This is a genomic window from Pseudoclavibacter sp. RFBB5, assembly GCF_002931555.1.
Classification (GTDB): Bacteria; Actinomycetota; Actinomycetes; order Actinomycetales; family Microbacteriaceae; genus Pseudoclavibacter.
In genome coordinates, this window is the sequence record NZ_PSTZ01000001.1 from 202,211 (window position 1) to 227,092 (window position 24,882).

The 24,882-nt window shown below is 70.7% G+C and carries 26 protein-coding genes and 1 pseudogene; 13 read left to right on the forward strand and 14 right to left on the reverse strand.

The window, feature by feature from the left end; genetic code table 11:
• Window positions 1-98 precede the first annotated feature (98 nt).
• The gene (locus tag C5B97_RS00990; protein ID WP_104310585.1) at window positions 99-1,022 is read left to right on the forward strand and encodes a site-specific DNA-methyltransferase; all 924 of its coding nucleotides are present in this window, start codon (window positions 99-101) and stop codon (window positions 1,020-1,022) included.
• Between the two features lie 60 nt (window positions 1,023-1,082).
• On the opposite strand, the gene C5B97_RS00995 is transcribed toward C5B97_RS00990, so the two are convergent.
• The 6 genes and pseudogenes from C5B97_RS00995 to C5B97_RS01020 form a co-directional block, all read right to left on the reverse strand.
• Window positions 1,083-1,727: a DUF805 domain-containing protein gene (locus C5B97_RS00995; protein ID WP_104310283.1), complete on the reverse strand. Its 645-nt coding sequence runs from the start codon at window positions 1,725-1,727 to the stop codon at window positions 1,083-1,085.
• A gap of 41 nt (window positions 1,728-1,768) precedes the next feature.
• Window positions 1,769-2,932: a cysteine desulfurase family protein gene (locus C5B97_RS01000; RefSeq protein ID WP_104310284.1), complete on the reverse strand. Its 1,164-nt coding sequence runs from the start codon at window positions 2,930-2,932 to the stop codon at window positions 1,769-1,771.
• A gap of 1 nt (window position 2,933) precedes the next feature.
• Window positions 2,934-3,821, reverse strand: coding sequence for a carboxylating nicotinate-nucleotide diphosphorylase (gene nadC / locus C5B97_RS01005; RefSeq protein WP_104310285.1), 888 nt, complete (start codon window positions 3,819-3,821; stop codon window positions 2,934-2,936).
• Complete coding sequence (locus C5B97_RS01010; protein ID WP_104310286.1) at window positions 3,821-5,656, reverse strand: L-aspartate oxidase; 1,836 nt, start codon at window positions 5,654-5,656, stop codon at window positions 3,821-3,823. The genes nadC and C5B97_RS01010 overlap by 1 nt, the downstream gene beginning before the upstream one ends.
• A gap of 1 nt (window position 5,657) precedes the next feature.
• Window positions 5,658-6,956: a quinolinate synthase NadA gene (nadA, locus tag C5B97_RS01015; protein WP_104310287.1), complete on the reverse strand. Its 1,299-nt coding sequence runs from the start codon at window positions 6,954-6,956 to the stop codon at window positions 5,658-5,660.
• Between the two features lie 34 nt (window positions 6,957-6,990).
• A pseudogene (locus C5B97_RS01020) lies at window positions 6,991-7,677 on the reverse strand (NUDIX domain-containing protein); the annotation flags it as partial.
• A 75-nt stretch (window positions 7,678-7,752) separates the two neighbouring features.
• Between C5B97_RS01020 and C5B97_RS01025 the strand changes: the two are divergent.
• Entirely contained in the window at window positions 7,753-8,400 is a 648-nt protein-coding gene (locus tag C5B97_RS01025) for a TrmH family RNA methyltransferase (protein ID WP_104310586.1), read from the forward strand.
• On the opposite strand, the gene C5B97_RS01030 is transcribed toward C5B97_RS01025, so the two are convergent.
• Window positions 8,397-9,047 carry a TetR family transcriptional regulator gene (locus C5B97_RS01030; RefSeq protein ID WP_104310288.1) on the reverse strand — a complete coding sequence of 217 codons (651 nt, stop codon included), beginning with the start codon at window positions 9,045-9,047 and terminating at the stop codon, window positions 8,397-8,399. The genes C5B97_RS01025 and C5B97_RS01030 overlap by 4 nt on opposite strands.
• A gap of 70 nt (window positions 9,048-9,117) precedes the next feature.
• Between C5B97_RS01030 and C5B97_RS01035 the strand changes: the two genes are divergently transcribed.
• Window positions 9,118-9,744, forward strand: a complete 627-nt coding sequence (locus C5B97_RS01035; RefSeq protein ID WP_104310289.1) for a biotin transporter BioY — start codon at window positions 9,118-9,120, stop codon at window positions 9,742-9,744.
• Window positions 9,745-9,758: 14 nt separating this feature from the next.
• On the opposite strand, the gene C5B97_RS01040 is transcribed toward C5B97_RS01035, so the two are convergent.
• Window positions 9,759-10,349 carry a TetR/AcrR family transcriptional regulator gene (locus C5B97_RS01040; RefSeq protein WP_104310587.1) on the reverse strand — a complete coding sequence of 197 codons (591 nt, stop codon included), beginning with the start codon at window positions 10,347-10,349 and terminating at the stop codon, window positions 9,759-9,761.
• A gap of 22 nt (window positions 10,350-10,371) precedes the next feature.
• On the opposite strand from C5B97_RS01040, the gene C5B97_RS01045 reads away from it, so the two are divergent.
• The 7 genes from C5B97_RS01045 (at window position 10,372) to C5B97_RS01075 (ending at window position 19,688) form a co-directional block, all read left to right on the forward strand.
• Window positions 10,372-11,601 (forward strand): MFS transporter, encoded by a 1,230-nt coding sequence (locus C5B97_RS01045; protein ID WP_104310290.1) that lies wholly within the window; start codon window positions 10,372-10,374, stop codon window positions 11,599-11,601.
• Between the two features lie 215 nt (window positions 11,602-11,816).
• On the forward strand, window positions 11,817-11,906 hold the full coding sequence (locus C5B97_RS01050) for a potassium-transporting ATPase subunit F (protein WP_104310291.1): 90 nt from the start codon (window positions 11,817-11,819) through the stop codon (window positions 11,904-11,906).
• Window positions 11,906-13,588: a potassium-transporting ATPase subunit KdpA gene (gene kdpA, locus C5B97_RS01055; RefSeq protein WP_104310292.1), complete on the forward strand. Its 1,683-nt coding sequence runs from the start codon at window positions 11,906-11,908 to the stop codon at window positions 13,586-13,588. The genes C5B97_RS01050 and kdpA overlap by 1 nt, the downstream gene beginning before the upstream one ends.
• Before the next feature lie 2 nt (window positions 13,589-13,590).
• A complete protein-coding gene (gene kdpB / locus C5B97_RS01060) occupies window positions 13,591-15,708 on the forward strand; it encodes a potassium-transporting ATPase subunit KdpB (RefSeq protein WP_104310293.1) in 2,118 nt (705 codons plus the stop codon).
• Between the two features lie 39 nt (window positions 15,709-15,747).
• Complete coding sequence (gene kdpC, locus C5B97_RS01065; RefSeq protein WP_104310294.1) at window positions 15,748-16,416, forward strand: potassium-transporting ATPase subunit KdpC; 669 nt, start codon at window positions 15,748-15,750, stop codon at window positions 16,414-16,416.
• Between the two features lie 3 nt (window positions 16,417-16,419).
• Window positions 16,420-18,990 (forward strand): ATP-binding protein, encoded by a 2,571-nt coding sequence (locus tag C5B97_RS01070; protein ID WP_104310295.1) that lies wholly within the window; start codon window positions 16,420-16,422, stop codon window positions 18,988-18,990.
• Window positions 18,987-19,688 (forward strand): response regulator, encoded by a 702-nt coding sequence (locus C5B97_RS01075; protein WP_104310296.1) that lies wholly within the window; start codon window positions 18,987-18,989, stop codon window positions 19,686-19,688. The genes C5B97_RS01070 and C5B97_RS01075 overlap by 4 nt, the downstream gene beginning before the upstream one ends.
• On the opposite strand, the gene C5B97_RS01080 is transcribed toward C5B97_RS01075, so the two are convergent.
• Together C5B97_RS01080 and C5B97_RS17830 are read right to left on the reverse strand one after the other, a co-directional pair.
• The gene (locus tag C5B97_RS01080) at window positions 19,685-19,990 is read right to left on the reverse strand and encodes a hypothetical protein (RefSeq protein WP_104310297.1); all 306 of its coding nucleotides are present in this window, start codon (window positions 19,988-19,990) and stop codon (window positions 19,685-19,687) included. The genes C5B97_RS01075 and C5B97_RS01080 overlap by 4 nt on opposite strands.
• Before the next feature lie 173 nt (window positions 19,991-20,163).
• A complete protein-coding gene (locus C5B97_RS17830; protein ID WP_167516425.1) occupies window positions 20,164-20,310 on the reverse strand; it encodes a hypothetical protein in 147 nt (48 codons plus the stop codon).
• 137 nt (window positions 20,311-20,447) lie between these two features.
• Between C5B97_RS17830 and C5B97_RS01085 the strand changes: the two genes are divergently transcribed.
• On the forward strand, window positions 20,448-20,876 hold the full coding sequence (locus tag C5B97_RS01085; protein WP_258067820.1) for a GNAT family N-acetyltransferase: 429 nt from the start codon (window positions 20,448-20,450) through the stop codon (window positions 20,874-20,876).
• Here C5B97_RS01085 and C5B97_RS01090 read toward each other — a convergent pair.
• Window positions 20,836-21,450, reverse strand: a complete 615-nt coding sequence (locus C5B97_RS01090) for a LysE/ArgO family amino acid transporter (protein ID WP_104310298.1) — start codon at window positions 21,448-21,450, stop codon at window positions 20,836-20,838. The genes C5B97_RS01085 and C5B97_RS01090 overlap by 41 nt on opposite strands.
• A gap of 70 nt (window positions 21,451-21,520) precedes the next feature.
• On the opposite strand from C5B97_RS01090, the gene C5B97_RS01095 reads away from it, so the two are divergent.
• Entirely contained in the window at window positions 21,521-22,459 is a 939-nt protein-coding gene (locus tag C5B97_RS01095; RefSeq protein ID WP_104310299.1) for a LysR family transcriptional regulator ArgP, read from the forward strand.
• A 20-nt stretch (window positions 22,460-22,479) separates the two neighbouring features.
• Here C5B97_RS01095 and C5B97_RS01100 read toward each other — a convergent pair whose 3' ends face one another.
• Window positions 22,480-22,977, reverse strand: a complete 498-nt coding sequence (locus tag C5B97_RS01100) for an SRPBCC family protein (protein WP_104310300.1) — start codon at window positions 22,975-22,977, stop codon at window positions 22,480-22,482.
• 125 nt (window positions 22,978-23,102) lie between these two features.
• Between C5B97_RS01100 and C5B97_RS01105 the strand changes: the two genes are divergently transcribed.
• Window positions 23,103-23,387, forward strand: coding sequence for a hypothetical protein (locus C5B97_RS01105; RefSeq protein ID WP_104310301.1), 285 nt, complete (start codon window positions 23,103-23,105; stop codon window positions 23,385-23,387).
• Between the two features lie 33 nt (window positions 23,388-23,420).
• On the opposite strand, the gene C5B97_RS01110 is transcribed toward C5B97_RS01105, so the two are convergent.
• Together C5B97_RS01110 and C5B97_RS01115 are read right to left on the reverse strand one after the other, a co-directional pair.
• Window positions 23,421-23,750: a DHCW motif cupin fold protein gene (locus tag C5B97_RS01110; RefSeq protein ID WP_104310302.1), complete on the reverse strand. Its 330-nt coding sequence runs from the start codon at window positions 23,748-23,750 to the stop codon at window positions 23,421-23,423.
• A 47-nt stretch (window positions 23,751-23,797) separates the two neighbouring features.
• Window positions 23,798-24,811 (reverse strand): LLM class flavin-dependent oxidoreductase, encoded by a 1,014-nt coding sequence (locus C5B97_RS01115; RefSeq protein ID WP_104310303.1) that lies wholly within the window; start codon window positions 24,809-24,811, stop codon window positions 23,798-23,800.
• Window positions 24,812-24,882: the final 71 nt, after the last annotated feature.

Consider the following 24,882-nt stretch of genomic DNA (forward strand, 5'->3'; position numbering starts at 1 on the left):
GCGCTCAGGGCAACGAATGACGTTAATCTCGACAGGTGACCTCGCTGTGGAACGCCGCCGGCCCCGACCTCGTGGTGCACGGCGACAACCTCGACGCCATGCGCCGCCTCCCCGACGGCGCCTTCCAGGTCATCTACCTCGACCCGCCCTTCAACACCGGCAAGCAGCAGAAGCGCCAGTCGATCAAGGTGAAGCGGCAGTCCCCGGCTGAGGAAGCCGTCGAGGCCGCCGAACTCGGCGAGGCGCTCGCACACGACGAGGCCCCAGCATCCACCCCACTGACCCGCACCGGGTTCCAGGGGCGCAGCTACGAGCACACCCTCGGCGAGCTGTCGGCGTTCAACGACGAGTTCGCCGACTACTGGGGGTTCCTCGAACCGCGCCTCGTGGAGGCATGGCGGCTGCTCGACGAGACCGGCACCCTCTACCTGCACCTCGACTTCCGGGAGTCGCACTACGCGAAGGTCGTGCTCGACGCCCTCGTGGGGCGAGACAAGTTCCTCAACGAGATCATCTGGGCCTACGACTACGGGGCCCGCACCTCGAAGCGCTGGCCCGCGAAGCACGACACGATCCTCGTCTACGTGAAGAACCCGAAGCGGTACCACTTCGACGCCGCCGAGGTCGACCGGGAACCATACATGGCACCCGGCCTCGTGACCGAGGCGAAGCGCGAACGCGGCAAGCTGCCCACCGACGTGTGGTGGCACACGATCGTGTCGCCGACCGGCAAGGAGCGCACCGGCTACGCGACGCAGAAACCCGCCGGGCTGCTGCGGCGCATGATCCGCGCATCCAGCCGCGAGGGCGACTGGGTGGCCGACTTCTTCGGCGGATCCGGCACGACGGCAGCCGTCGCCCGGGAGTGCGGCCGCAGGGTCGTGACCGTCGACGCCTCAGTGGATGCGCTCCGCACCATGAGGAAGCGCCTCGGCCCGGAAGGCGTCGAGTACCGCAAGCTCACGAAAGACGGCACGCGCCTGCTGTCGGCCGCACCGAAGCGCGCCAAGCGGAGCCGCTGAGCCGCCGAGCTGCTGAGCCTGGCAGCTGTTGAGCCTGGCAGGTTGGCCCGGTTTGCGGGGCTAGCGTGCCTGGTCTGGGTCCGTTGAGGACGGGCCGTTCCAGGTATCCGGAGCTGAGTACGGGTCAGACTGCGGCGCTGACGGGTACTGGTTCGGCTGCTGGCCGTACCCCTGCACTGGAGCCTGGTACGGCTGGTTCGGGAACTGCCCCGGGTACTGCTGACTCGGGTAGTACCCCTGGTTGGGCGCGGGGTACTGGCCGGTCCCGTCGAAGCGAGCGCCGGCCGGCACGGACGGCAGGCAGGCGAACACGACGAGCGCGATCGGGCCGAGGAACGGGAAGAGCCCGATGAACGCGAAGAAGCCGGAGAAGTTCGCGTCGTGGAGGCGGCGCACCGTGATGGAGATCGTGGGCAGCAGCAGCGCGAGGTTGACGAGGAGGCTGAAGAGGCCGAACAGGCCACCGCCGATCGCGACCCAGGTGGGGGTCGAGCCGCTGCTGAAGTCGAAGCCCATCGAGATCGCGTTGAAGGCGATCGTGACTCCCGCGAGGGCCAGCGCGACCCACCAGTACTCGCTGCGGCTCGCCCGCCCGCGGTAGACGAACGTCTTCTTCACGAAGCGCGTGATCGCTTCGGGGAACGGAGCCCCGTAGTAGGGCTGGTCAAGAGCCGGCTGGCCGGCTGGAGCGTGTCCGTAGGTCATGTCGTTCCTCCGTGGTCGCGCGAGTACTGCAACGCCACACCCTAGTGCGGCGTGGTCGAGCGGCTCAGGGCGGTGACCGTCTCGTACACGGCAGCGAGGGTCTCCGCGACGCCGCGGAGGTCGTCCGAGGTGGTGGATGCTCCCCACGTGAACCGCAGGGCGGTGCGGGCGTCGTCCTCGGGGATCCCCAACGCGAGCAGCACGTGCGACGGCTCGTCGTGCCCCGCCGCGCAGGCCGCCCCCGCCGACGCGAGCACGCCTCGCCGCTCGAGCTCCAGCAGCACCGTCTCGCCGTTCACCCCCGGCAGCACAAACGACGCGTGGCGGGGGAGGCGAGCCGATGCGTGGCCCGTGAGCCGTGCACCAGGCACAGAATCCAGGACAGCGGCCACAAACGCATCCCTGGCGCTCGCGGCCGCGTCGCTCGTCGCGGCCGCCAGGCGCTCCTCGTCGGCGAGCCGCAGCGCCACCGCGAACGCCACCGCAAACGCCACGTTCTCCGTGCCGGATCGGCGCCCTCGCTCCTGCCCGCCGCCGTGGATGAGGGGCTCGAGCGGCAGCCGCGACCGCACCGCGAGCACCCCGACCCCCTTCGGGGCACCCAGCTTGTGACCCGACAGGCTCACCGCATCCACGCCCGTCGCGGTCAAGGACACGTCGAGCGAGCCGGCCGCCTGGATCGCGTCGGTGTGAAACGGCACGCCGCGGGCGTGGGCGACGGCGGCCAGCGCGGTGATGTCCTGCACAGTGCCGACCTCGTTGTTCGCCGTCGCGAGCGACACGAGGGTCGTGTCCTCGCGGAGGGCGGAGGCAAGCGATTCCTCGCTGACCAGGCCAGACGCATCCACGTCGACGAACGTCACCTCGAAGCCATGGAGACGCGCGAGGTAGTCGGCGGATGCGAGCACCGACTCGTGCTCGACGCGGCTCGTCACGAGGTGCCGCCCGCGCGGATTCCCCAGGGTGATGCCCTTGATCGCAAGGTTGTTCGCCTCGGTGCCGCCCGACGTGAAGACCACCTCGGCGGACCGGCACCCGAGGACACCGGCCACTGCCTTGTGAGCGTCGGCGAGGGCTGCAGAAGCCTGCTCGCCGAGCCCGTGCGTGCTCGACGGGTTGCCGAACGACGCCGTCAGGAACGGCCAGGCCGCGGCGAGCGCGTCCTCCCGGACCGGGGACGTCGCGGCCGCATCGAGGTGGAGCACGTCAGCGCCTGGCCTCAGGTGCGGGATCGGCCGCGGGCTCGAGCGCCATGTCGAGGCCCAGGTCGATGGCCCGCGCGCTGTGGGTGAGGGCGCCGACCGAGATGACATCGACGCCCGTCTCCGCGATCGCCGCGACCGTGTCGAGGTTCACTCCGCCACTCGCCTCGACGACCGCCCGCCCGTTGATGAGCGCGACGCCCTCGCGCAGCTCGGCCAGCGAGAAGTTGTCGAGCATGATGGTGTCCACCCCGGCCGCGATCACCGGAGCGACCTGGTCGAGCCGGTCGACCTCCACCTCGAAGTGCGTCGTGTGGCCCAGCTTGTCCTTCGCAGCCAGCAGCGCTTGCGTCAGCCCGAGGCCGGACTGCTGCAGGAGCACGGCGAGGTGATTGTCCTTCGCCATCACCGCGTCCGACAGCGAGAAGCGGTGGTTGCGGCCTCCACCGTTCGCGACGGCGTGCCGCTCGAAGGCGCGCAGTCCCGGCGTCGTCTTGCGCGTGTCCGTGATGCGCGCCGACGTGTGCGCGACCGCGTCGACGTAGCTGCGAGTGAGCGTCGCGATGCCGCTCATGCGCTGCGCGAAGTTCAACGCCACCCGTTCCGCCGTGAGCACCGACCGCGCGGGTCCCGCGACGGCCACCAGCACATCCCCTGGGGCGAACTCGTCACCGTCGTCGGCGTGCAGATCGACCTGGATGCGCGCGTCCGTCAGCCGGAAGGCCGCCGCGAACACCTCCATCCCCGACAGCACACCCGCCTCGCGTGCGACGAGGGTGGCGCTCGCGGTGGCGTCGTGCGGGATGAGCGTCGAGGCCGTGATGTCACCCCAGGGGGCGTCCTCGAGCAGGGCGGCGCTCACGGTGGTCATGATGTGGGCAGGAGTGAGCATCAGTGCGCCATGGCCTTCGGCTTGAGAGGGAGTGGGCGTGGGTGTGGGTGTGGGTGCGGGAACTGGCGGGGAGACAAGGGCGGTGCCTGGGCGTGAGGCTCGCGGGCGCTGGGACGGTCAGCTCGGAAGTGCGCGCCCGCCGACTCGCCGCGGGCCCGGGCAGCCGCCACGGTGAGCTGGGCGAGCGTGAGCAGATTGGTGTCCTCGCGCGCGGCGACCGACGAGTCCGGCCCAGCCGCGTCTCGGTCAGCGGCCCAGGCTGCGAGGGCCTGCGCGGCGTCGTCGAGTGCGGGGCCGCTGCGATGCAGGCCCGCGGACGCCCACATCAGCGTCTGCAGTGCCGCCCGCGAGAATGCGGGAGCGCGTCCGCTCGCCGTTCGGTGTCCAACATCAGTGCGATTTCGGCCCGAATCGGGCCCGTTCGGCGGAATCGGGGCGAAATTGCACTGATGTTGGTCAGGGGTGGGGGAGACCGCGACGTCGGAGACGCGGTCAAGTCGGGCCTGGTCAAGCTGGGCCTGGCCGAGCAGCGCCTGGCCGTGCGGCGCCTGCTCGCGGAGCCCCTCCGCGACGCGGTGCCCGAAGACGGCGCCCTCGAGGAGCGAGTTCGACGCGAGGCGGTTCGCGCCGTGCACGCCCGTGCGGGCGGTCTCGCCCGCGGCGTAGAGGCCGAGGATGCTCGTCCGCCCGAGCAGGTCGGTGACGACGCCGCCCATCAGGTAGTGCGCCGCGGGCGTGACGGGCACCGTCTCGCGCGACCAGTCGAGCCCGGCCTCGTCGAGGCGGGCCGAGATGCTCGGGAACCGGTGCTCGAGGAAGCCCCGGCCCAGGTGCCGCGCGTCGAGCCGCACCGGCCGCCCGCCCTGCTTCGCCATCTCGTCGGCGATGCCGCGAGCCACGACGTCTCGCGGGGCGAGCTCGGCGTCGGGGTGCACGCCGACCAGGAAACGCTCACCCGCGTCGTTGAGCAGGAGGGCGCCCTCGCCGCGCACCGCCTCGGAGATGAGCGCACCCCCTGATCCGGCGAGCACGGTCGGGTGGAACTGCACAAACTCCAGGTCGGCGATCTCAGCTCCGGCACGCGCGGCGGCGGCGATGCCGTCGCCCGTCGCGACCGCGGGGTTGCTCGTGTGCGCGAAGAGCTGGCCGGCGCCGCCCGTCGCGAGCACAACCCCGTCGGCCTCGAAGAAGCCGGGCGTTCTGTCATCCGGGCCGAGCAGCCACGCGCCGACCACACGCGTGGCTGCTGGATCGACGTCGTCTGCTGCGGTGCTCACGGCGAGGTCCACGAGGAAGGTGTGCTCCAGCAGCCGGAGCTCGCCGCGTTCGGCCGCCGCGCGGGCGGCGTCGCTCAGCGCTCGCTGGATCTCGCGACCGGTGCCGTCTCCGAAGGCGTGCAGGATGCGCGCATGCGAGTGCGCGGCCTCGAGCCCGCGCGCGAGGGCACCACTCGTGCCAGCGTCGAAGCGCGCGCCGAGGGCGACCAGGTCGCGGATGCGCGCATCCGCCGAGCCGCACAGCACCTCGATCGCGCGCCGGTCGCCGAGCCCCGCGCCAGCTGCGAGCGTGTCGCGCACGTGCGACTCGACGCTGTCACCAGCGCTCGCATCAGCGCTCGCATCAGCGCCAGCATCAGCACCGGCCGCGAGCACTGCCGCGATTCCGCCCTGAGCATGCGAGGTGGCGGTATTGCCGAGCGTCGCCTTCGTGGCGACCATCACGTCGTGCCCGTCGGCGGCCGCCGCCAACGCTGCGGTCAGCCCCGCGATGCCGCTGCCGACGACCAGCACCCGCAGCCGAGCGTCAGCGCCCCGAGCATCAGCGCCCGCGCCCATCTCAGGACGCCATCGTCGTGTCCGGCCGGGCCGCGAGCATCCGCTCGACCGCGACCCTGGCGGGCTCGGCGACACTCGCCGGCACGCTGATCTGGTTGCGCACCTCGCCGGCCACGAGTCCTTCGAGCACCCAGGCGATGTAGCTGGGGTGGATGCGGTACATCGTCGAGCACGGGCACACGACCGGGTCGAGGCAGAAGATCGTGTGCTGGGGGTACTCGGCGGCGAGGCGCTGGACGAGGTTGATCTCGGTGCCGATCGCGAAGACCGAGCCGTCGGGGGCGGCTGCGATGGCCTTCGTGATGTAGTCGGTGGAGCCGTACTCGTCGGCGGCGTCGACGATCGCCATGGGGCACTCTGGGTGCACGATGACGCGCACCTCCGGGTACCCGGCGCGGGCCTTGTCGATCTGGGCGACGGTGAAGCGCTTGTGCACGGAGCAGAAGCCGTTCCAGAGGATCACCTTGGCGGCGTCGAGCGTCTCGGGGGTCTGGCCGCCGAGGGGGCGGCGCGAGTTCCAGAGCGGCATCTCCTCGAGCGTCACGCCCATGGCCTTCGCGGTGTTGCGGCCGAGGTGCTGGTCGGGGAAGAACAGCACCCGCTGCCCACGCTCGAAGGCCCACTGCAGCACGGTCTCGGCGTTGGAGGAGGTGCAGACGATGCCCCCGTTGCGCCCGCAGAACGCCTTGAGCTCGGCGGAGGAGTTCATGTAGGTGACGGGGATGACGGGCACGCGCCCAGCGGCGTCCGGTTCCGTCCCGTACAGGTCGGCGAGCTGCTCCCAGCACTCTTCGACGGAGTCGCTGTCGGCCATGTCTGCCATTGAGCATCCGGCGGCGAGGTTCGGGAGGATCACCGCCTGCTCGGGGGCGGACACGATGTCGGCTGTCTCGGCCATGAAGTGCACCCCGCAGAACACGATGGCCTCTGCCTCCGGCTTCGCTTTCGCGGCGTTGGCGAGCTGGAAGGAGTCGCCGATGAAGTCGGCGTACTGCACGACCTCGTCGCGCTGGTAGAAGTGGCCGAGGGTCACGACGCGGTCCCCGAGGGTCGCCTTGGCGGTGAGGATGCGGGCGTGGATCTCCGCGTCAGTCGCGGTCCGGTACTCCTCGGGCAGGAGCTCCTGCCTTGGCGCCGTCGGCGGGAGCCGGTCGGCCATTGACGCCCCAGGCCCGTAGGACGGCGCTTGCAGGTCGAACGCCCACGGCGACTTCACGAGCTCCGGCGAACAGCTCTCGCCGGCCTGCTTGCCGGTCTGGATGCGCGTGATCGTGGTGTGCACTGAGGCGGTTGTGGTCATGGGGGCTGCCCTTCGCGGCGGGGGAGGTCGTGAGGAGGGGGCTCTGCTCGGACGGGGCTGGAGCCTCGATGTACCTGTAGAGCTTCGGGGGTCGGTGCCTGGTGCCGGCGAGGGTCTCGCCGGTCTCGGCGAGCGTGTTCGAGGCCAGCATGTCGCGGCGGAAGTTGGCGGCGTCGATGGGGCGGTCGAGGACAGCTTCGTAGACCTCGCGGAGCTGGGCGATGGTGAAGGATTCGCCGAGGAAGCTGTGCGCGATGGAGCTGTACTCGACCTTGTTGCGGAGTCGCCAGAGGGCGTAGTCGATGATGCGGCGGTGGTCGAAGGCGAGGGGAGGGAGGTCGTCGACGGGGTGCCAGCGGACGTTGTCGCCGAGGCGCGCCAAGCTCGCTTCCTCGTTGCCGACGAGCGCCCAGTAGACGACGGACACGACCCGCGGGTCGGCCCCGAAGACGCGGTCGGCATCGCCGAAGGCGTAGAGCTGCTCGAGGTACTTGGGGGCGAGTCGCATCGTCTCGAAGAGGGTGCGTGACGCTGCGGCGGCGAGGTCCTCGTCGCCGAGCGGCCCGCCTGGCAGGGCGAGGAGGTCGATGAACGGCTGCCGCTGCCGTCGTACCAGCGGCACCCAGATCGTGGGCGCGGGAGCGCGATGCGACGAGGGAGGTGACGGGCGCAGCGCGAAGATCACCGTGGAGACGGCGAGGGTCGCGTTGTCGGATGGCATCCTCCACCTCCTCTCTAACTTAGAGTCAGTTCGACTCTAAGTGCAGTGTACGCCACGCACGCCTAGGCTGTGGCGGTGAGCGATCAGCAGCAGTTCGGCAGCGAAGACGACGCCCCGCACGGGGTCGGCCCCTGGCCCGGTGGCCGCGGCGCGTGGCCGGACGGGCCCTGGTACGACGCGGAGCTGCTCGAGAACGGCGACCGGCGCAACGTCATCGACCGCTACCGGTACTGGTCGATGGATGCGATCGTCGCCGACCTCGACACGAAGCGCCACGCCTTCCACGTCGCCATCGAGAACTGGCAGCACGACATGAACATCGGCTCGATCGTGCGCAGTGCCAACGCCTTCGCGGCCGACACAGTGCACATCGTGGGCAAGCGCCGCTGGAACAAGCGCGGCGCGATGGTCACGGACCGCTACCAGCACGTCGTGCACCACGAGACCGTCGCAGCGTTCATCGACTGGGCGCGGAGCGAGGAGATGCCGGTCCTCGCCATCGACAACGTGCCCGGCTGCGTGCCCATCGAGACCTACGAGCTGCCGGAGCGGTGCGTGCTGCTCTTCGGGCAGGAGGGGCCAGGGGTCTCGGAGGAGGCGGTCGAGGTCTCGGATGCGGTGCTCGAGATCTCCCAGTTCGGCTCGACCCGCTCGATCAACGCGTCTGCGGCGGCGGCCGTCGCGATGCACACGTGGGTGCTGCAGCACGTCGACTTCGCCTAAGGGGCGGTGGTCGGCTCGTCCGTCGCCAGTCCCGCGGCGCCGGCGAGGATCAGATCCAGGCCTGCCGTGAAGCGATCCGTGGGGTCCTGCCGGCTGAGCGGGTCAGGGGTGCGGGCCTGGAGTGCGCCGACCGCGGCGGCGTGCGCCTGCTGCTGCTCGTGGAAGACCTGCCCGATCGTGTAGTGCACGACCGCGTCCGCACAGGTGCGGCTGCCTGCATCGCCGAGGGTGAAATCGCTGTGCGCGGCGCCGGAGATCATCCGCACGAGGTCGACCGTCAGCAGGTCGAGCGCGAATGAGCTCGAGACGAGCTCGGCGCCATCCCTGCGGGAGAGGAGCGCTGTGCGGAGCTGTATCGCGAGGGTGCGGGTCTGGCGGGCGCCGGGCTCGACCCCGGCCCCTGGGTGCAGCCACGTCTCGGCGGTGAGGGGATGCAGGATGCGGTCGCTCACGGCCGCGAGCAGCGACTGCTTGTTGGGGAAGTGCCAGTAGAGCGCGCTCGGCTGCACCTCGAGATAGTCGCTGATGCGTCGCATCGAGAGGTTCGGCAGGCCGTGCTCGTCGAGCACCTCGAGGGCGGTCGTGACGATCTCTGTCCGGCTGAGCTTCTCGAGGCCGGAGCCTCCGGCTGGACCGCGGGGTGTCATGCCGCTAATCTACTGAACACTGTTCACTGAACACCGTTCAGGAAATTCCAGAGAAAGGTCCCACCCCCCTATGAGTGCCGATTCGATCACCGCCGCCGGGCGTCCCGCCGGCCGCGCCGTGCCCCGTGTTCTTGCCGACCTCGTGGCCGGGGCCGGCACCCATGCCCGCGCTCGAGGCGGGGCTCCCCGGAACGCCGCGCTCGTGCTGGGTGGCACCCTCTTCCTCATCGCCGCCGGCTTCATCGTCATCCCGCTGCCGTTCACGCCCGTGCCCGTCTCCCTCGCGACCTTCGCGGTGCTGCTGACCGGGGCTTCCCTCGGCCCCGTCCGTGCCGCCGCGAGTGCTGGCCTGTACCTCGCGCTCGGTGCGCTGGGGGCGCCGATCTTCGCCGACGGCGCATCCGGGGTCCTGTTCCCGTCGTTCGGCTACATCGTCGGCTACGTGCTCGCCGCGGTCGCCGTCGGGGCGCTCGCCCGTCGCCGAGCTGACCGCCACGTCCTCTCCACCGTCGGTGCCTCGGTGCTCGGGACGCTCCTCGTCTACGCGGCCGGCGTCCCCTGGCTCGCCCTCTCGCTCGGCGTGGACCTCGGCACTGCGCTTGCGCTCGGGGTCGTGCCGTTCCTCATCGGCGACGCCATCAAGATCGCGGCCGTGAGTGCCCTGCTGCCCTCCGCCTGGAAGCTGCTCAAGCGCTGAGCACCGGTGGATCGCTAGGCGTCTGAGTCCGCGGCTGCGTGCTCGCGGAGGAGTGCCGCCGCGATGCGCCGGGCTGATGCGGTTGTGTGTCCCGGGTCGCGGAGTCGCATCGCGAGGTCGCCGGAGACGACCAGCAGCAGCTCGTCGGCGAGCTCTCGGTCGCGGCTGGTCGCGTTCAGCGCGTCGTCGGTGATGGATGCAGTGAGTCGCCGTCGCAGCGAATCGGTGTCGGTGTCGACGGCCGCGCGCACCTCTGCCGGTGCGTCTGCGTACTCGGCGGCAGAGCCGAGGAACGCGCACCACTGGGTGCGCACGGGATGCTCGCGGAACGCGTCGAGGGCGTCGAACACGGCGAGGACGCGTCCCTCCCACGAGTCCTGGCGGGCGATCGCCGCATCCCAGGCCACGAGCCACTCCGCGTGCCGACGAGCCAGCGTCGCCGCCAGGAGTGACTCCTTGCTCGCATACCCGCGGTACATGGTCGCGGCCGACACGCCCGCGCGCTCGATGACGGCATCCACCGGGGTCGCGTGGATGCCCCGCGTGAAGAACAGCTCCTCGGCGGCATCGAGGAGCTTCGTCGCGCTCGATGTGCGGATGCTCATGTACACACCCTAAGCTCTAAATATGAAACGTACGTTTTCGTTTGGGGATATCGTCCAGCAGAGCCGGGGGCAGGGCACCCGGCAGCGGCGCTCGCAGCGACTCCTCGTGGTGGGCGGCGTCGGCCTGATCGCCGCCTGCTACGGCCTCGTGCGCCTCGCGTACGGGCTCTACCTGCCGGATGTGGAGGCCGAGCTCGGCCTCGACGCCTCGATGGCCGGGGTGGTCTCGGGCGGCGCGTCCGCGATGTACTGCGCTGCCGCGATCGCGGGGTTCTTCCTGGCAGGCCGCATTCCGCGCATCCTCGTGGCAGGCGCCGCGTCGACGGCCGGTGGCGGTGCCCTCGGCATGGCACTCGCGTCACAGGTCGAGGGCTTCGCCGCTTTCGCCATCGTCAGCTCAGCCGGGGCCGGCCTCGCGTCCCCCGCCCTGGTCGAGCTCCTCAGGCGGGCCGTGAGCGGAGACCGCGGGCAACGCCTCCAGGTCGTCGTCAACGCGGGCACCGGACCGGGCCTCGTGCTGGCAGGAGCACTCGCGTTGCTCCTGCTGCCCGACTGGCGCCTGGCATGGGCGGCCGCGGCGGTCGTCACGTTCCTCTCCGCGTTCGCCGTGCTCATGTCGACCGCGCTGCCCTCGACCGCGCTGCCGTTGTCGGGTCGAGCGCGGCGCCAGGACGCGTCGGCAGCAGTTCCGCCGCGCGCCTGGTTCGGGCAGCACCTGCGTGTGATCTGCGCAGCGCTGCTCCTCGGGGCAGGCTCGGCCGCCGTGTGGACGTTCGGGCGCACGGTGCTCGTGGACGGGGGCGCCTCCGGCGACTTCTCGGCGCTCGCATGGATGTGCCTGGGCCTCGGCGGGGCTCTCGTGCTGCCGCTCTCGGCCGCCGTGCGCCGCCTCGGTTCCACGCGGGCGTGGATGCTCACCGCGCTCGTCGTCGCAGCGTCGACGGCACTGATCGGGCTCTTCCCGGGCGTGCGGCCCCTCGCCCTCCTCGCGTGCGTCGCCTTCGGCTGGGGCTACACGGCGGCGACCGGGGCGCTCATCACGTGGACCTCCGAGATCGACGAGCGGCGCGCATCCGCGGGCACCGCGCTGCTCTTCGTCGTCCTGGTACTCGGTCAGGGCCTCGGCGCCGCACTGGCAGGGTGGGGGCTCGGCGCTGCGACACCCGGGCTGGTGTTCGTGCTCGCGGCGGCACTGTCGGCAGCGGCGATCGTGCCGGCCCGACCGGTGGCCTCGATCGTTCGCGTTCCGTGAGGAGTTGCACGCGGCCCGTATGGGTTCCGTGAGGGCGAGCACAGCGGCGCCCCGCGAGGAGTTGTATCGGGGACTGCGCCTGAACGGCGCGCAGCCACGCTCACCGCTGGCTGCACACCTCCGAACGGAGTCTCAGTGCTCGACCTCGTCTTCGTCGCGGGCGTCATCGCCCTCTTCACCGCCATCGGCCTCCTCGGCAAGGCGGTCGACAAGCTGTGATCGTCTTCGAAATCATCGCCGCCGCCCTCGGCGTCGCCGCGATCGCCTACCTCGTGGTGGCCCTCGTGCATCCCGAGCGATTCTGATGGACGCACCCACCATGCTCCACGCCAGCCTCGCGTTCCTCACGGTCGCGCTCATCCTCGCCGCCCTCCACCGCCCGCTCGGCGACTGGATCGCACGCGTGTACTCATCCACCGACGACTGGAGGATCGAACGGGGCGCCTACCGGCTCATCGGCGTCGACCCGTCGTCGGCGCAGACCTGGCAGGCCTACCTGCGCGGAGTGCTCATGTTCTCCACCGTCGGAGTGCTGCTCGTCTACCTCCTGCAGCGCACGCAGCAGTGGCTGCCGTACTCGCTCGGGCTGCCCGCGCCCTCGGAGCACCTCTCGTTCAACACGGCCGCCTCGTTCGTCGCGAACACCAACTGGCAGTCGTACTCGCCAGAGGTGACCCTCGGGTACGCCGTCCAGCTCTCGGCGCTCACGGTCCAGAACTTCGTCTCCGCCGCGGTGGGACTCGCCGTCGCCATCGCCCTCGTGCGGGGACTCGCAGCCCGCCGCTCGGGCACGCTCGGCAACTTCTGGGTCGACCTCATCAGGGGCACCCTCCGCCTGCTGCTGCCCCTCTCGGCCCTCGCCGCGCTCGCGCTCCTCGCGGGTGGCGTCATCCAGAACTTCAACGGCTTCACCGAGGTGAGCACCCTCACCGGCGCGACCCAGTCGATACCGGGCGGGCCCGTCGCCTCGCAGGAGGCGATCAAGCTCGTCGGCACCAACGGCGGCGGCTTCTTCAACACGAACTCCGCGCACCCCTTCGAGAACCCCAGCGCCATCACGAACCTGCTCGAGGTCATCCTCATGCTGGCGATCCCGTTCTCCCTGCCCCGCACCTTCGGGGTCATGGTGGGAGACCGCCGCCAGGGCTACGCGGTGCTCGCCGTCATGGCGACGCTCTTCACCGTGTCGTTCGCCATCCTCACCGCCGTCGAGTCCGCTGGCATGGGCTCGGCACCGGATGCGGCGGGCGGCGCCATGGAGGGCAAGGAGCAGCGGTTCGGCATCATCGGCTCGACCCTCTTCGCGACCGCCAGCACCGGCACGTCCACGGGCGCCGTCAACTCCATGCACGACTCCTACACGGCGCTCGGCGGGCTCCTGCCGATGCTCAACATGATGCTCGGCGAGATCGCCCCAGGTGGGGTCGGTTCCGGCCTCTACGCCATGCTGGTGCTCGCGATCATCGCCGTCTTCATCGCAGGCCTCCTCATCGGGCGCACCCCCGAGTACCTGGGCAAGAAGATCGGGCCGCGGGAGATCAAGCTCGCCAGCCTCTTCATCCTCGTCACCCCGGCGCTCGTGCTCACGGGCGTCGCCCTCAGCTTCGCGATCCCCGGCGTCCGCGACGAGCTGGCGGCGACCTCCATCTGGAACCCGGGCGTGCACGGCCTCTCCGAAGTGCTCTACGCGTTCACCTCGGCCGCCAACAACAACGGTTCGGCCTTCGCCGGCCTCACCGCGAACACTCCATGGCTGAACACCTCGCTCGGGGTGGTCATGCTGCTCGGCAGATTCGTCGCCATCGTGCTCGTGCTGGCGCTCGCCGGGTCGCTCGCAGCCCAGGACAAGGTGCCGTCGACGGTCGGCACGCTCCCCACCCACCGGCCGCAGTTCGTCGCGCTCCTCGCCGGCGTCAGCGTGCTCATCACCGCGCTCACCTACTTCCCCGTGCTCGCACTGGGACCCCTCGCAGAAGGACTCTCCTGACCATGCAGAGCATCCCATTCGCAGCCTCGATGACCGGCGCGATCCGCAAGCTCGACCCGCGTCAGCAGTGGCGGAACCCCGTCATGTTCATCGTGTGGGTCGGCGCGGCGTTCACGACCGCGCTTGCCATCGCCGAGCCGTTCCTCGGTGGGCCCGCCGACTCGGGCGGCACGGTCATCCCCGCCTCCTTCACGTGGGGCATCGGGGTCTGGCTCTGGCTGACGGTGCTGTTCGCGAACCTCGCGGAGGCGGTCGCCGAGGGCCGCGGGAAGGCGCAGGCGGAGACGCTCCGCCAGACGCGCACGAGCACGGTCGCGCACCGCGTCGACACCTACGACGCCGGGACCGACCCCGCAGCCGAGCGCGTCGGCAGCGTCGACGTCTCCTCGGCCGACCTGACCCTCGGCGACGTCGTCACGGTGGCGGCTGGCGAGCTCATCCCCGGCGACGGCGACATCGTCTCGGGTATCGCCTCCGTCGACGAGTCGGCCATCACCGGCGAATCAGCCCCCGTCATCCGCGAGTCCGGCGGTGACCGCAGCGCCGTCACGGGCGGCACGCGCGTGCTCTCCGACCGGATCGTCGTGCGCATCACCTCGAAGCCGGGGGAGACGTTCGTCGACCGGATGATCGCGCTCGTCGAGGGGGCCTCCAGGCAGAAGACGCCGAACGAGATCGCGCTCTCGATCCTCCTCGCGTCGCTCTCGATCGTGTTCGTCATCGTCGCCCTCACCCTCAACCCGATCGCCGCCTACGCGGCGAAGCCGGTCAGCATCACCGTGCTCATCGCGCTGCTCGTGTGCCTCATCCCGACCACCATCGGGGCGCTTCTGTCGGCCATCGGCATCGCGGGCATGGACCGCCTCGTGCAGCACAACGTGCTCGCCATGTCCGGCCGCGCGGTCGAGGCCGCCGGGGACGTGACGACGCTGCTCCTCGACAAGACCGGAACCATCACGTACGGCAACCGTCGGGCGTCCGAGTTCGTGCGGATGGCCGGGGTGCGCGACCAGGACCTGATCCGGGCCGCCGCACTGTCGTCGCTCGCCGACCCGACCCCAGAGGGGGTCTCGATCGTCGAGCTCGCGCGTCTGGAGGGCGTCGACGTCGAAGCCCAGGCAGCCGATTCGAGGCGCGGCGAGATCGTGCCGTTCACGGCCCAGACCCGCATGTCCGGACTCGATCTGGCGGACGGCGCGCGCATCCGCAAGGGGGCAGGCTCAGCGGTCACCGCCTGGCTCGGCGACCAGGGTGCACCCCTGAGCCCAGCGCAGCTCGCCGAGCTGGAGGATGCGACGGGTCGCGTCTCGCAGAGCGGCGGCACCCCGCTCGTCGTGGCAGTGATGGATGCGCCCAGCCCTGAGCGGGGACGGCCGGCCGGCAGTGTCCTCGGGGTCGTGCACCTCAAGGACGTCGTGAAGGAAGGGCTCAGCGACCGCTTCGCCGAGCTTCGCGCCATGGGGATCCGCACCGTCATGGTGACGGGCGACAACCCGCTCACGGCCGCCGCGATCGCCAGAGAGGCCGGAGTCGACGACTTCCTCGCCGAGGCGACGCCGGAGCAGAAGCTCGCCTACATCCGCCGCGAGCAGGAGGGCGGCAACCTCGTCGCGATGACGGGGGATGGCACCAACGACGCTCCCGCGCTCGCGCAGGCCGATGTGGGTGTCGCCATGAACACGGGCACGTCGGCGGCGAAGGAGGCGGGCAACATGGTCGACCTCGACTCCGACCCCACGAAGCTCATCGACGTGGTCCGCATCGGCAAGCAGCTCCTCATCACGCGGGGCGCGCTCACGACGTTCTCCATCTCGAACGACATCGCCAAGTACTTCGCGATCATCCCGGCCATGTTCATGGGCGTCTTCCCGGGGCTCGGCGTCCTCAACATCATGGGGCTGCACTCCCCGGCGTCTGCGGTGCTGTCGGCGATCGTCTTCAACGCCATCGTCATCGTGCTGCTCGTCCCGCTCGCGCTCCGGGGCGTGAAGTACCGGCCCGCGAACGCCTCGAGCACGCTCGGCCGCAACCTCCTCATCTATGGACTCGGCGGCATCGTCGCCCCATTCGTGGGGATCTGGCTCATCGACCTCGTCGTCCGCCTCATCCCAGGCTTCTGAACCCCGACCCGACACCTGCCCCAGAAAGGGACACCCACCATGAACTCCGCAACCCGCGCCGCGGCGCGCACCGCCTGGGTCGCCGTCCGCGCGATGCTCCTCTTCACCATCGTCCTCGGCGTCGGGTACACGCTGGTCATCACCGGCCTCGGCCAGGCGGCCTTCGGCGCCCAGGCCAACGGCTCGGCGGTGCGGGACGGCACCGGCGCGGTCGTCGGCTCGAGCCTCATCGGGCAGTCGTTCGTCGACGCCGACGGCAACCCGCTGCCCGAGTACTTCCAGTCGCGCGCATCGGCGGCGGGGGACGGCTACGACGCGGGCGCGTCCTCCGGCTCGAACCTGGGGCCGGAGAACCCGGATCTCGTGGCCACCATCGAGGAGCGGCGAGCGCAGGTCGCCGAGTTCAACGGGGTCGCGCCTGACGCCGTGCCGGCGGATGCGGTGACGGCGTCGGCGTCGGGACTCGACCCGCACATCAGCCCCGCGTACGCGGACTTGCAGGTGCAGCGCGTCGCGGCGACGCGCGCGCTCGACGCCGCCCAGGTCCGTACGCTGGTCGCAGCGCACACCGTCGCCCCTCTGCTCGGGTTCCTCGGGGAGCCCACCGTCAACGTGCTGGAGCTCAATCTGGCGCTCGCGGAGCTGCAGGCGAACGCCTCGGCCCCCACATCCACCCCCACATCCACCCAGGAAGGCAAGGAGCTCTGACCCATGGCGAAGCGGGGACGGCTGCGGGTGCTGCTCGGCGCCGCCCCTGGCGTCGGGAAGACGTTCGCGATGCTCCACGAGGGCACCAGGATGCGCGAAGCAGGCAAGGACGTGGTGGTCGCGGTCGTCGAGACCCACGGCCGGGCCGCGACGGCCGAGGCGGCCGCCGGGCTCGAGGTGGTGGGACGCGCGACGTACCTGCACCGCGGCGTCGAGCTCACGGACATGGACCTCGATGCGGTGATCGGGCGGCGTGCGGAGGTGGCGCTCGTCGACGAGCTCGCGCACACGAACGCGCCCGGCGCCCGCAACCGGAAGCGCTGGGAGGACGTGGAGGAGCTCCTCGACGCGGGCATCGACGTGATCTCCACCGTGAATATCCAGCACATCGAGTCCCTGAACGATGTGGTCGAGCAGATCACGGGGGTGCCGCAGCGCGAGACGATCCCGGACGACGTGCTGCGGCGAGCCGATCAGGTCGAGGTCGTCGACCTGTCCCCGCAGGCGCTCCGGGACCGCCTCGCCGGCGGGCTCGTGTACCCGGCTGAACGCATCGACGCGGCGCTCTCCAACTACTTCCGCCTCGGCAACCTCACGGCGCTGCGCGAGCTGGCGCTGCTGTGGCTCGCCGACGACGTCGATCAGTCCCTCAAGCGCTACCGGGATGACCACGGCATCGACGCGACGTGGGAGGCGCGCGAGCGGGTCGTCGTCGCGCTGACCGGGGGAGCGGAGGGGGAGACGCTGCTTCGGCGCGGCGCCCGCATCGCGGCGAGGTCCGGCAGCGGCGAGCTGCTGGCGCTGCATGTGACGAGCCAGGATGGCTTGCGCGTCGGGGATCCTGGGCATCTTGCACGGCAGCGGGCGCTTGCGGAGCAGCTGGGCGGCACCTACCACCAGGTGGTCGGCGAGGACGTGCCGGCGGCCCTCATCGAGTTCGCGAGGTCGGTGAACGCGACGCAGCTCGTCATCGGCGTGAGTCGTCGCAATCGGGTTGCCGCGCTGCTCACTGGCGCGAGCGTGGGCAGTGCCGTCACTCGGGACGCCGGCACCATCGACGTGCACATCGTCAACCATGCGGATGCTGGCGGCCGGCTCAGGCTGCCGAGGCTCGGCGGGGCGCTGACCCCGCGTCGCCGGATCGCCGGCTTCGTGCTGGCCCTCGGCGCGGGTCCGCTGCTCACCTGGCTGCTCGCGTCCCTCGGCAGTGTCGACTCGTTCACGACGCACGCCCTCAGCTACCAGGTGCTGGTCGTGGCCGTCGCGCTGGTCGGCGGGCTCTGGCCGGCGCTCTTCGCGGCCGTGCTGTCTGGCGTCACCCTCGACTTCTTCTTCGTCGCCCCGTTCGGCACCGTCCTCATCACCGACCCGAGCCATGTCACGGCGATCGTGCTGTATCTCGTCATCGCCGTCCTCGTGAGCTTCGTCGTCGACCGGGCGGCGAGAAGGGCGCGCGAAGCCCGTCGGGCGGCCGCGGAGTCCCAGCTGCTGCAGACCGTCGCCGGCAGCGTGCTCCGTGGGCAGAATGCGATGCAGGCCCTCGTCGAGCGGACGCGCGAGGCGTTCGGACTCGCGGGCGTGCGGCTCGTGGATGCGCGAGGCGTGGATGCGCGGGGCGACGAGACCGAACCGCGCGTGCTCGCGAGCTGCGGTGAGCCGCTGCGCGGGGGCCGGCACACCTCGATTCCGGTCGCCCCACCGTCGTCCGGTGGCTCGGGAGTCGCCCTCGAGCTGCACGGTCGCGAGCTCGACGCCTCGGAGCGCCGGCTGCTGACCGTCATCGTCGCGCAGCTCGGCGCGGCCGTCGAGCACCGCGAGCTGCGGGAGGCGGCCGACGAGGTCGCCCCGCTCGCCGCCTCTGACAAGGTCAGGCGGGCGCTGCTGTCCGCGCTCAGCCACGACCTCCGGCGTCCCCTGGCATCCGCGACAGCTGCGGTCACCGGCCTTCGCGTTGCGGGCGACGAGCTCGACGACCGCGACCGCGACGAGCTCCTGGAGACCGCGAACGAGAGCCTCGGCACGCTCGCAGCCCTCGTGACCGATCTCCTCGACGTGAGCCGCCTCCAGTCGGGGGCGCTCGCCGTCTCCGTCATGAGCATCGACCCGGCCGATGCGATCCTCCCGTCGCTGGACGAGCTGGGGCTCGGCCCGGCCGACGTTGAGCTCGCGCTCGACCCCGTCGTCGCATCCGTCGCCGCCGACCCGGCCCTGCTGCAGCGCGTGCTGGTCAACCTCCTCGCCAACGCGGTCCGCCACTCGCCGCCGGGTCGACCGGTCCGGCTCGCGACCAGCCAGTTCGGGGGCGACGTGCAGATCCGGGTCGTCGATCACGGGCCGGGGATCCCCGCCGAGCGACGCGGTGAGGTCTTCGAGCCGTTCCAGCGCCTCGGCGACACCGACAACACGACCGGCCTCGGGCTGGGGCTCGCCATCTCGAAGGGCTTCGTCGAGGGAATGCAGGGCACACTGGTTCCCGAGGACACCCCGGGGGGCGGGGTCACGATGGTCGTGACACTGCCGATTGACGCGGCGGCGACCGCCGAACGACAGACAGGGGAGGGGAGGCGCGCATGAAGATCCTCATCGCGGACGACGACCCGCAGCTGCTGCGCGCCCTGCGCATCACCCTCACCGCCAAGGGATACAAGGTGCTGATCGCCCGCAACGGGGCGGAAGCCATCTCCGTCGCGATCGACCATCGCCCGGACCTGTACCTCCTCGACCTCGGCATGCCGGAGCTCGACGGGCTCGAGGTCATCGAGGCCATCCGGGGTTGGTCTGAGGCGCCGATCCTCGTCGTCTCGGGGCGCAGCGGGGCGGGCGACAAGGTGGATGCGCTTGACGCGGGCGCGGATGACTACGTCACGAAGCCGTTCTCCATCGACGAGCTGCTCGCGCGCATCCGAGCGTTGTCGCGCCGAGTCCCGCAGGCTGGCGGTGAGCCGGTCGTCGTGTTCGGCGACGTGTCGGTCGACCTGGCGGCGAAGAGCGTCGTTCGCACCGTCGGCGGGGAGTCGACGCACGTGCGCCTCACGCCCACGGAATGGCAGGTGCTGGAGCTGCTCGTGCGCAACGCTGGGCGGCTCGTGACCCGGCAGATGCTGCTCACCAGCATCTGGGGGTCGGAGCACGTCAACGACACCGGCTACCTGAGGCTGTACCTGTCGCAGCTGCGCAGGAAGCTCGAGCCGGTGCCGTCGGAACCGCGCCACCTGCTGACGGAGGCGGGCATGGGGTACCGGCTCGTGCTCCAGCCGGACGGCGTCGCCTAGTTCGTCGCAGCGTCGTCCGAAGGGGCTGCCCGGCTCGCCTCCTCGGCGCTGGGGAAGTTGATGTCATCCACGTCGACATCGATGTCGCCCACGTCGTCCGGGCCGCCCGTGCCGGGGCGCACGTTCACCTGGTCGGCGTCGATGTCGTGGTCGACGTGGCCGTCGACCTCATCCACGCGCTCGGTGCTCGTCTCCTGCTTCTCCTGCGTCTCCGTCTCGCTGCCGGGGGAGTAGCTCGTGTCCTTCTCGAGCTGGTCGCTCTCGGGGAGGCTGTCTTCGCTGTCGTGCATCTGATGGCTCATCGTGCGAGCTTGCGGTCTCGTCCTGGGTGCGCGCGCAATTGTGCGTGTGCGGAGGCCGTGAACCGCTGAGGGTCCCGGGGTAGGCGTGCCCGCGTCAGGCGCCCGCGCAGGCGAAAGGGCCGGGCCGCAGTTTGCTGCGCCCGGCCCTTCGTCGCGAGTCGACCTCGCTCTCGTCAGTCCTCTTCCGGCTCGAACGTGGAGGCGTCCGGGTCGTAGCCGACCGCGACCCCGTCGTCGGAGTCGGGGATCGTGCCGTCTTCGCCGAGGCCGTTCGGCTTCTCGTCGCCGTCGCTGTCGTGGGAGATGTTCTGGTCGCTCATCGTGGGCCTTCCGTTCGGGGTCTGCTCTGACTTGTGGCGACGATAGCGCTCGACGCTGAAGGGTTTTCCGGATCCGCGCGTGCGTCACCGTCCTACGATGAAGTGTGATCTCGATTCGGCGAGCTGTACCCGCGGATGTGCAGGATCTGCTCGGCATCTGGCGGCGCTCGGTCGAGGCGACGCATGCGTTCCTCTCCGCCGCAGACGTCGACGCGATAGCGCTGGATGTCGAGAGCTACCTGCCTCGCATGTCGGACCTGCGCGTCGCCGAACGCGGTGGGCGGCTCGTCGGATTCGTGGCACTCGAGGGTGACGTCATCGAGATGCTCTTCGTGGATGCGGATGCGCAGGGCACCGGTGTCGGGAGCACGCTGCTCGACGCCGTGCTCGCGGGGCGAGCTCTCACCCGGGTCGACGTGAACGAACAGAACTCGGCGGGGCGTGCGTTCTACGCGCGCCGGGGGTTCGTCGAGGTCGGTCGCTCCGAGACCGATGGCGAGGGGCGGCCCTTCCCGATCCTCCACCTCACAGCCCGAGCAGCAGCGACGCCGCGATGCCGACCATGACGACGGCGATGATGGCGTCGAGGACACGCCAGGCGACGGGCTTCGCGAACACCGGCTGCAGGAGGCGCGCCCCGTAGCCGAGGGCGGCGAACCAGACGATGCTCCCGACAGCCGCGCCCGCACCGAACAGCCAGCGCGCCTCGCCGTGCGTGTTCGCGACCGACCCGAGCAGCACGACCGTGTCGAGGTACACGTGCGGGTTCAGCCAGGTGAGCGCGAGGCACGTGAGCACGGTCGGCAGCAGGGCAGAGGATGCCGCCGGGCTGTCCGCATCCATCGCCTTCGGCGTCATCGCCCGGCGGGCCGCGAGCAGCGCGTAGCCGAGCAGGAACGCTGCCCCAGCGATGCGCACGACGGTGGTCAGCCAGGGGAGCGCGGTGAAGACGATGCCGGCTCCGCCCACGCCGAGCAGGATCAGGAGCGCGTCGGAGAGCGCGCAGACGGCGACGACGGCGAGCACGTGCTTCCGCAGGAGCCCCTGCCTAAGCACGAACGCGTTCTGCGCGCCGATCGCGACGATGAGCGACAGGCCGAAGCCGAAGCCGGCGAGTGGGGTGAGCAGGTCCAGGGTCATGCCGCGACGATATGGCGCGTTAAATATCCGGGTCCAGCTCATTTTCCTTGGCAATCATTAGCATTGCTTCATGTCAGTCACTGCGTCGGGCTTCGACCCCCAACGTCTCGCCGCGCTCCGCGCCGCCGTCGAGACGGGCACCTTCGAAGCCGCGGCCCGCGAACTGCGCGTGACCCCGTCCGCGATCAGCCAGCGCATCAAGGCGCTCGAGAGCGAGACGGGTCGGGTGCTGCTGCAGCGCAGCAAACCCGTCGCGCCGACCGAGTCCGGTGAGGTGCTCCTGCGCCTCGCCAGGCAGCTCGAGGCGCTCGGACGGGAGGCATCGAGCATCCTCGGCCGCGTGGGGGCCGGTCCCGGAACCGGCACGGTCGCGGACCACGCGAGACCTGCCCTCGAGCGCCTCCCCATCGCCGTCAACGCCGACTCCCTCGCCACGTGGTTGCTGCCCGCGATCGCTCCGCTCGCCGACGAGATCGCGTTCGAGCTGCACCGGGCCGACGAGACGCAGACCACGGAACTGCTCCGGCGAGGGACGGTGACGGCCGCCATCACCGCCGACCCGGCGCCCGTCCAGGGCTGCACCTCGATGCTGCTCGGCGCCATGCGCTACGTGCCCATGGCGTCTCCCGGCTTCGCCGCGCGCTGGTTCGAGGTTCCAGGGGAGACGCTCACGGATGCCCTGCATGGCGCCCCGGTCGTGGTCTTCGACCGAGCGGACACGCTGCAGGACCGCTACCTGCAGGCCGTGGGGGTCGACCCAGGAAGCCCGCCCTGCCATTACGTGCCGTCGTCCGCCGACTTCGTCACGGCCATCCGCCTCGGCTTCGGCTGGGGGCTCGTCCCGGAGCAGCAACTCGAGGACGAACCTTCGTTGGTGCGGATCGACCCTCGGGGCTGGGTCGACGTGCCCCTGTTCTGGCAGCAGTGGCAGCTGCACACGCAAGCGCTCGGGCGGACGGCGGCAACCGTGTCCGCCGCCGCACGCGTGGCCCTACGGGCATCCGTCTGACGCCTCACTGGCAGCCCACGTCAGCGGCCCGCTGCGACCGCCGCGAGCACCACCGGGTCCGCGCATCCTCGGGCGAATCCGCGGATGCGACGGTCGATGTCGCGTTGCAGGATCGCCCCGCCGATGCGCTCGGCGAGCGGGGCAAGCCATCTCGGCCTGCAGGCGAAGTTGTACCGCCAGACGGCGAGTGTCGCGGGTCTGCCGTCGCCGGACTCATCCTCGGCGGGGCTGAACCGCCAACCCCCGCCGAGTCGTTCGAAGAACCAGGATCCTCGTGTCATCTTCATGCCGACGTTCGACGGCGGCTTGTAGGAGACGTACTCGCTGATCATTCGGAACCCGAGACGGTGCACGGTGAAGGTGCGCACCCCTTTCGCCGGCCGCTCGGCTCCGTCGAGGAAGCGCTGGCGGCGGATGAACGGGTCCCATCGCAGTCGCACGTCGCCGGTCGTCTGGGACACGGCGAAGGCTGTCGCGGGGTCGACGGGGACAACGCAGCGGGACTCGACGACGGGCATGCCCCATCGTCACACGGGGCCATCCCGGAACGTGCGGAGGCGCTCACGGATGCGCCGTCTTGTCAGGTTCGCGGAGGATGACGTGCTTGCCTGGTGGCTGACGGACGCAAACGGCGGGAGCAACCATGAAGGACAACCAGCACAGCGACGAGCGACTCGGGGACTCGATCCAGGGAGATCCGATCGGAGACCCCGCGGACCTGACTGCCAGCGAGGAGAAGTCGGGCGCGGAGCCGGCCGGCGAGAGGGGCGACGTGCTCGGGGCTGTGGGCAAGCTCGCGAACGTGCTCGCGTTCGGGAAGCTCTCCGACGCCTCGTCGGCGACCGCGACGGCCGACGGCACGTTGCCGTCGGACCCTGACGACGACGGCACCGGTGGCACTGGCGGCGCGCGCCGCGCCGGGGCTTGACGAGTCGCACGGGTCAGGCCCGGCCGTCTTCGATCAGTCGACGATGAACAACCGCGCGCCGGCCTCCGTGCGCGAGCGGTGGGCCTCCATGTCGGTCCCGACCTGGTAGCTCTGGCCAGCGCTCAGCGTCACCAGGCGGCCATCGTCGAGCTCGGTGTCCAGCGTGCCGTCGAGCACGTATAGCACGTGTCCGCGTGCGCACCAGTGGTCGGCGAGGTAGCCGGGAGAGTAGTCGACCATCCGGATGCGAGTCTCACCGATCTGCTGGGTCCGCCACCGCGCCTCGCCCGTGGTGCCCGTGTGGACGGTCGGCTCCAGCGAGGCCCAGTCGGTGGTGGTGAAGGCGTGCCCGAGAAGATCCATGGCTCGACGCTACCGCCCTGCGCAGCCGCCCCGCACCGCCGGTCGGGCTACCTGTCGGCGTTCTCGAGCGGCTGGGATGCGCGCATCGCCTCCGCGGTGATCTCGAGCGACCGGACGCGGTCGGCGCTCTGCAGCGCGCCGTGTCCGATGATCAGCTCGTCAGCCCCGGTCGTCTCGGCGAACTCCGTGAGATAGTCCCGCACCTCCGGCCCGGTGCCGACAGCCGTGTAGCGCATCATGTTCGCGATCTGCTGCCCCTGGGGGCTCGCCAGGATCTGGTCCATCTGCTCGTCCGTGAAGTCGGAGTTGGGTCCTCGGAGGAGAACGCTGCGAAGGCGGGACCTCCTGGATCGAGTGAACTGCTCCTGCGCTTCAGCTGCGTCGAGTGCCGCGACGACGTTGACGCCCACGATCAGGTGGGGTGCCTCGAGCTGCTCCGACGGCTGGAAGCGCTCGCGATACAGGGCCACGGCCTGGAAGAGCTGGTCTGGCGCGAAGTGCGACGCGAACGCGTACGGCAGTCCGAGCTGCGCCGCGAGCTGCGCGCCGAAGAGGCTGGATCCGAGGATGTAGAGGGGCACGTTCGTGCCCCCACCTGGCACTGCCTGCACACCCGGGATGGTCGACTCACCGCGGAGGAAGGCCTGCAGCTCGAGAACGTCCTGCGGGAACTCGTTCGCGGACGCGGGGGAGCGGCGCAGGGCCCGGAACGTCGCCTGGTCACTGCCGGGGGCGCGCCCGAGTCCGAGGTCGATGCGGTCCGGATACAGGGTCGCGAGGGTGCCGAACTGCTCGGCGATGACCAGCGGGGAGTGGTTGGGGAGCATGACGCCGCCGGCCCCGAGCCGGATCGTGGAGGTCTGCGACGCGATGTGCCCGATGAGGACGCTCGTCGCGCTCGACGCGATCGTGGGCATGTTGTGGTGCTCGGCGTACCAGACGCGGCGGTACCCGGATCGCTCGGCGGCCTGGGCGAGCTCGACGCTCGCTCGGAAGCTCTCCCTGACGGTCTGGCCAGGGGCGATGGGGGCGAGGTCAAGGATGGAGAGAGGAACAGTCACCTTGGATGCAACCGACGAGCCCCGTCAGGTGTTCCCACCGGCGGGCGGTCGCGTGTCGTGCGCAGCCCGTG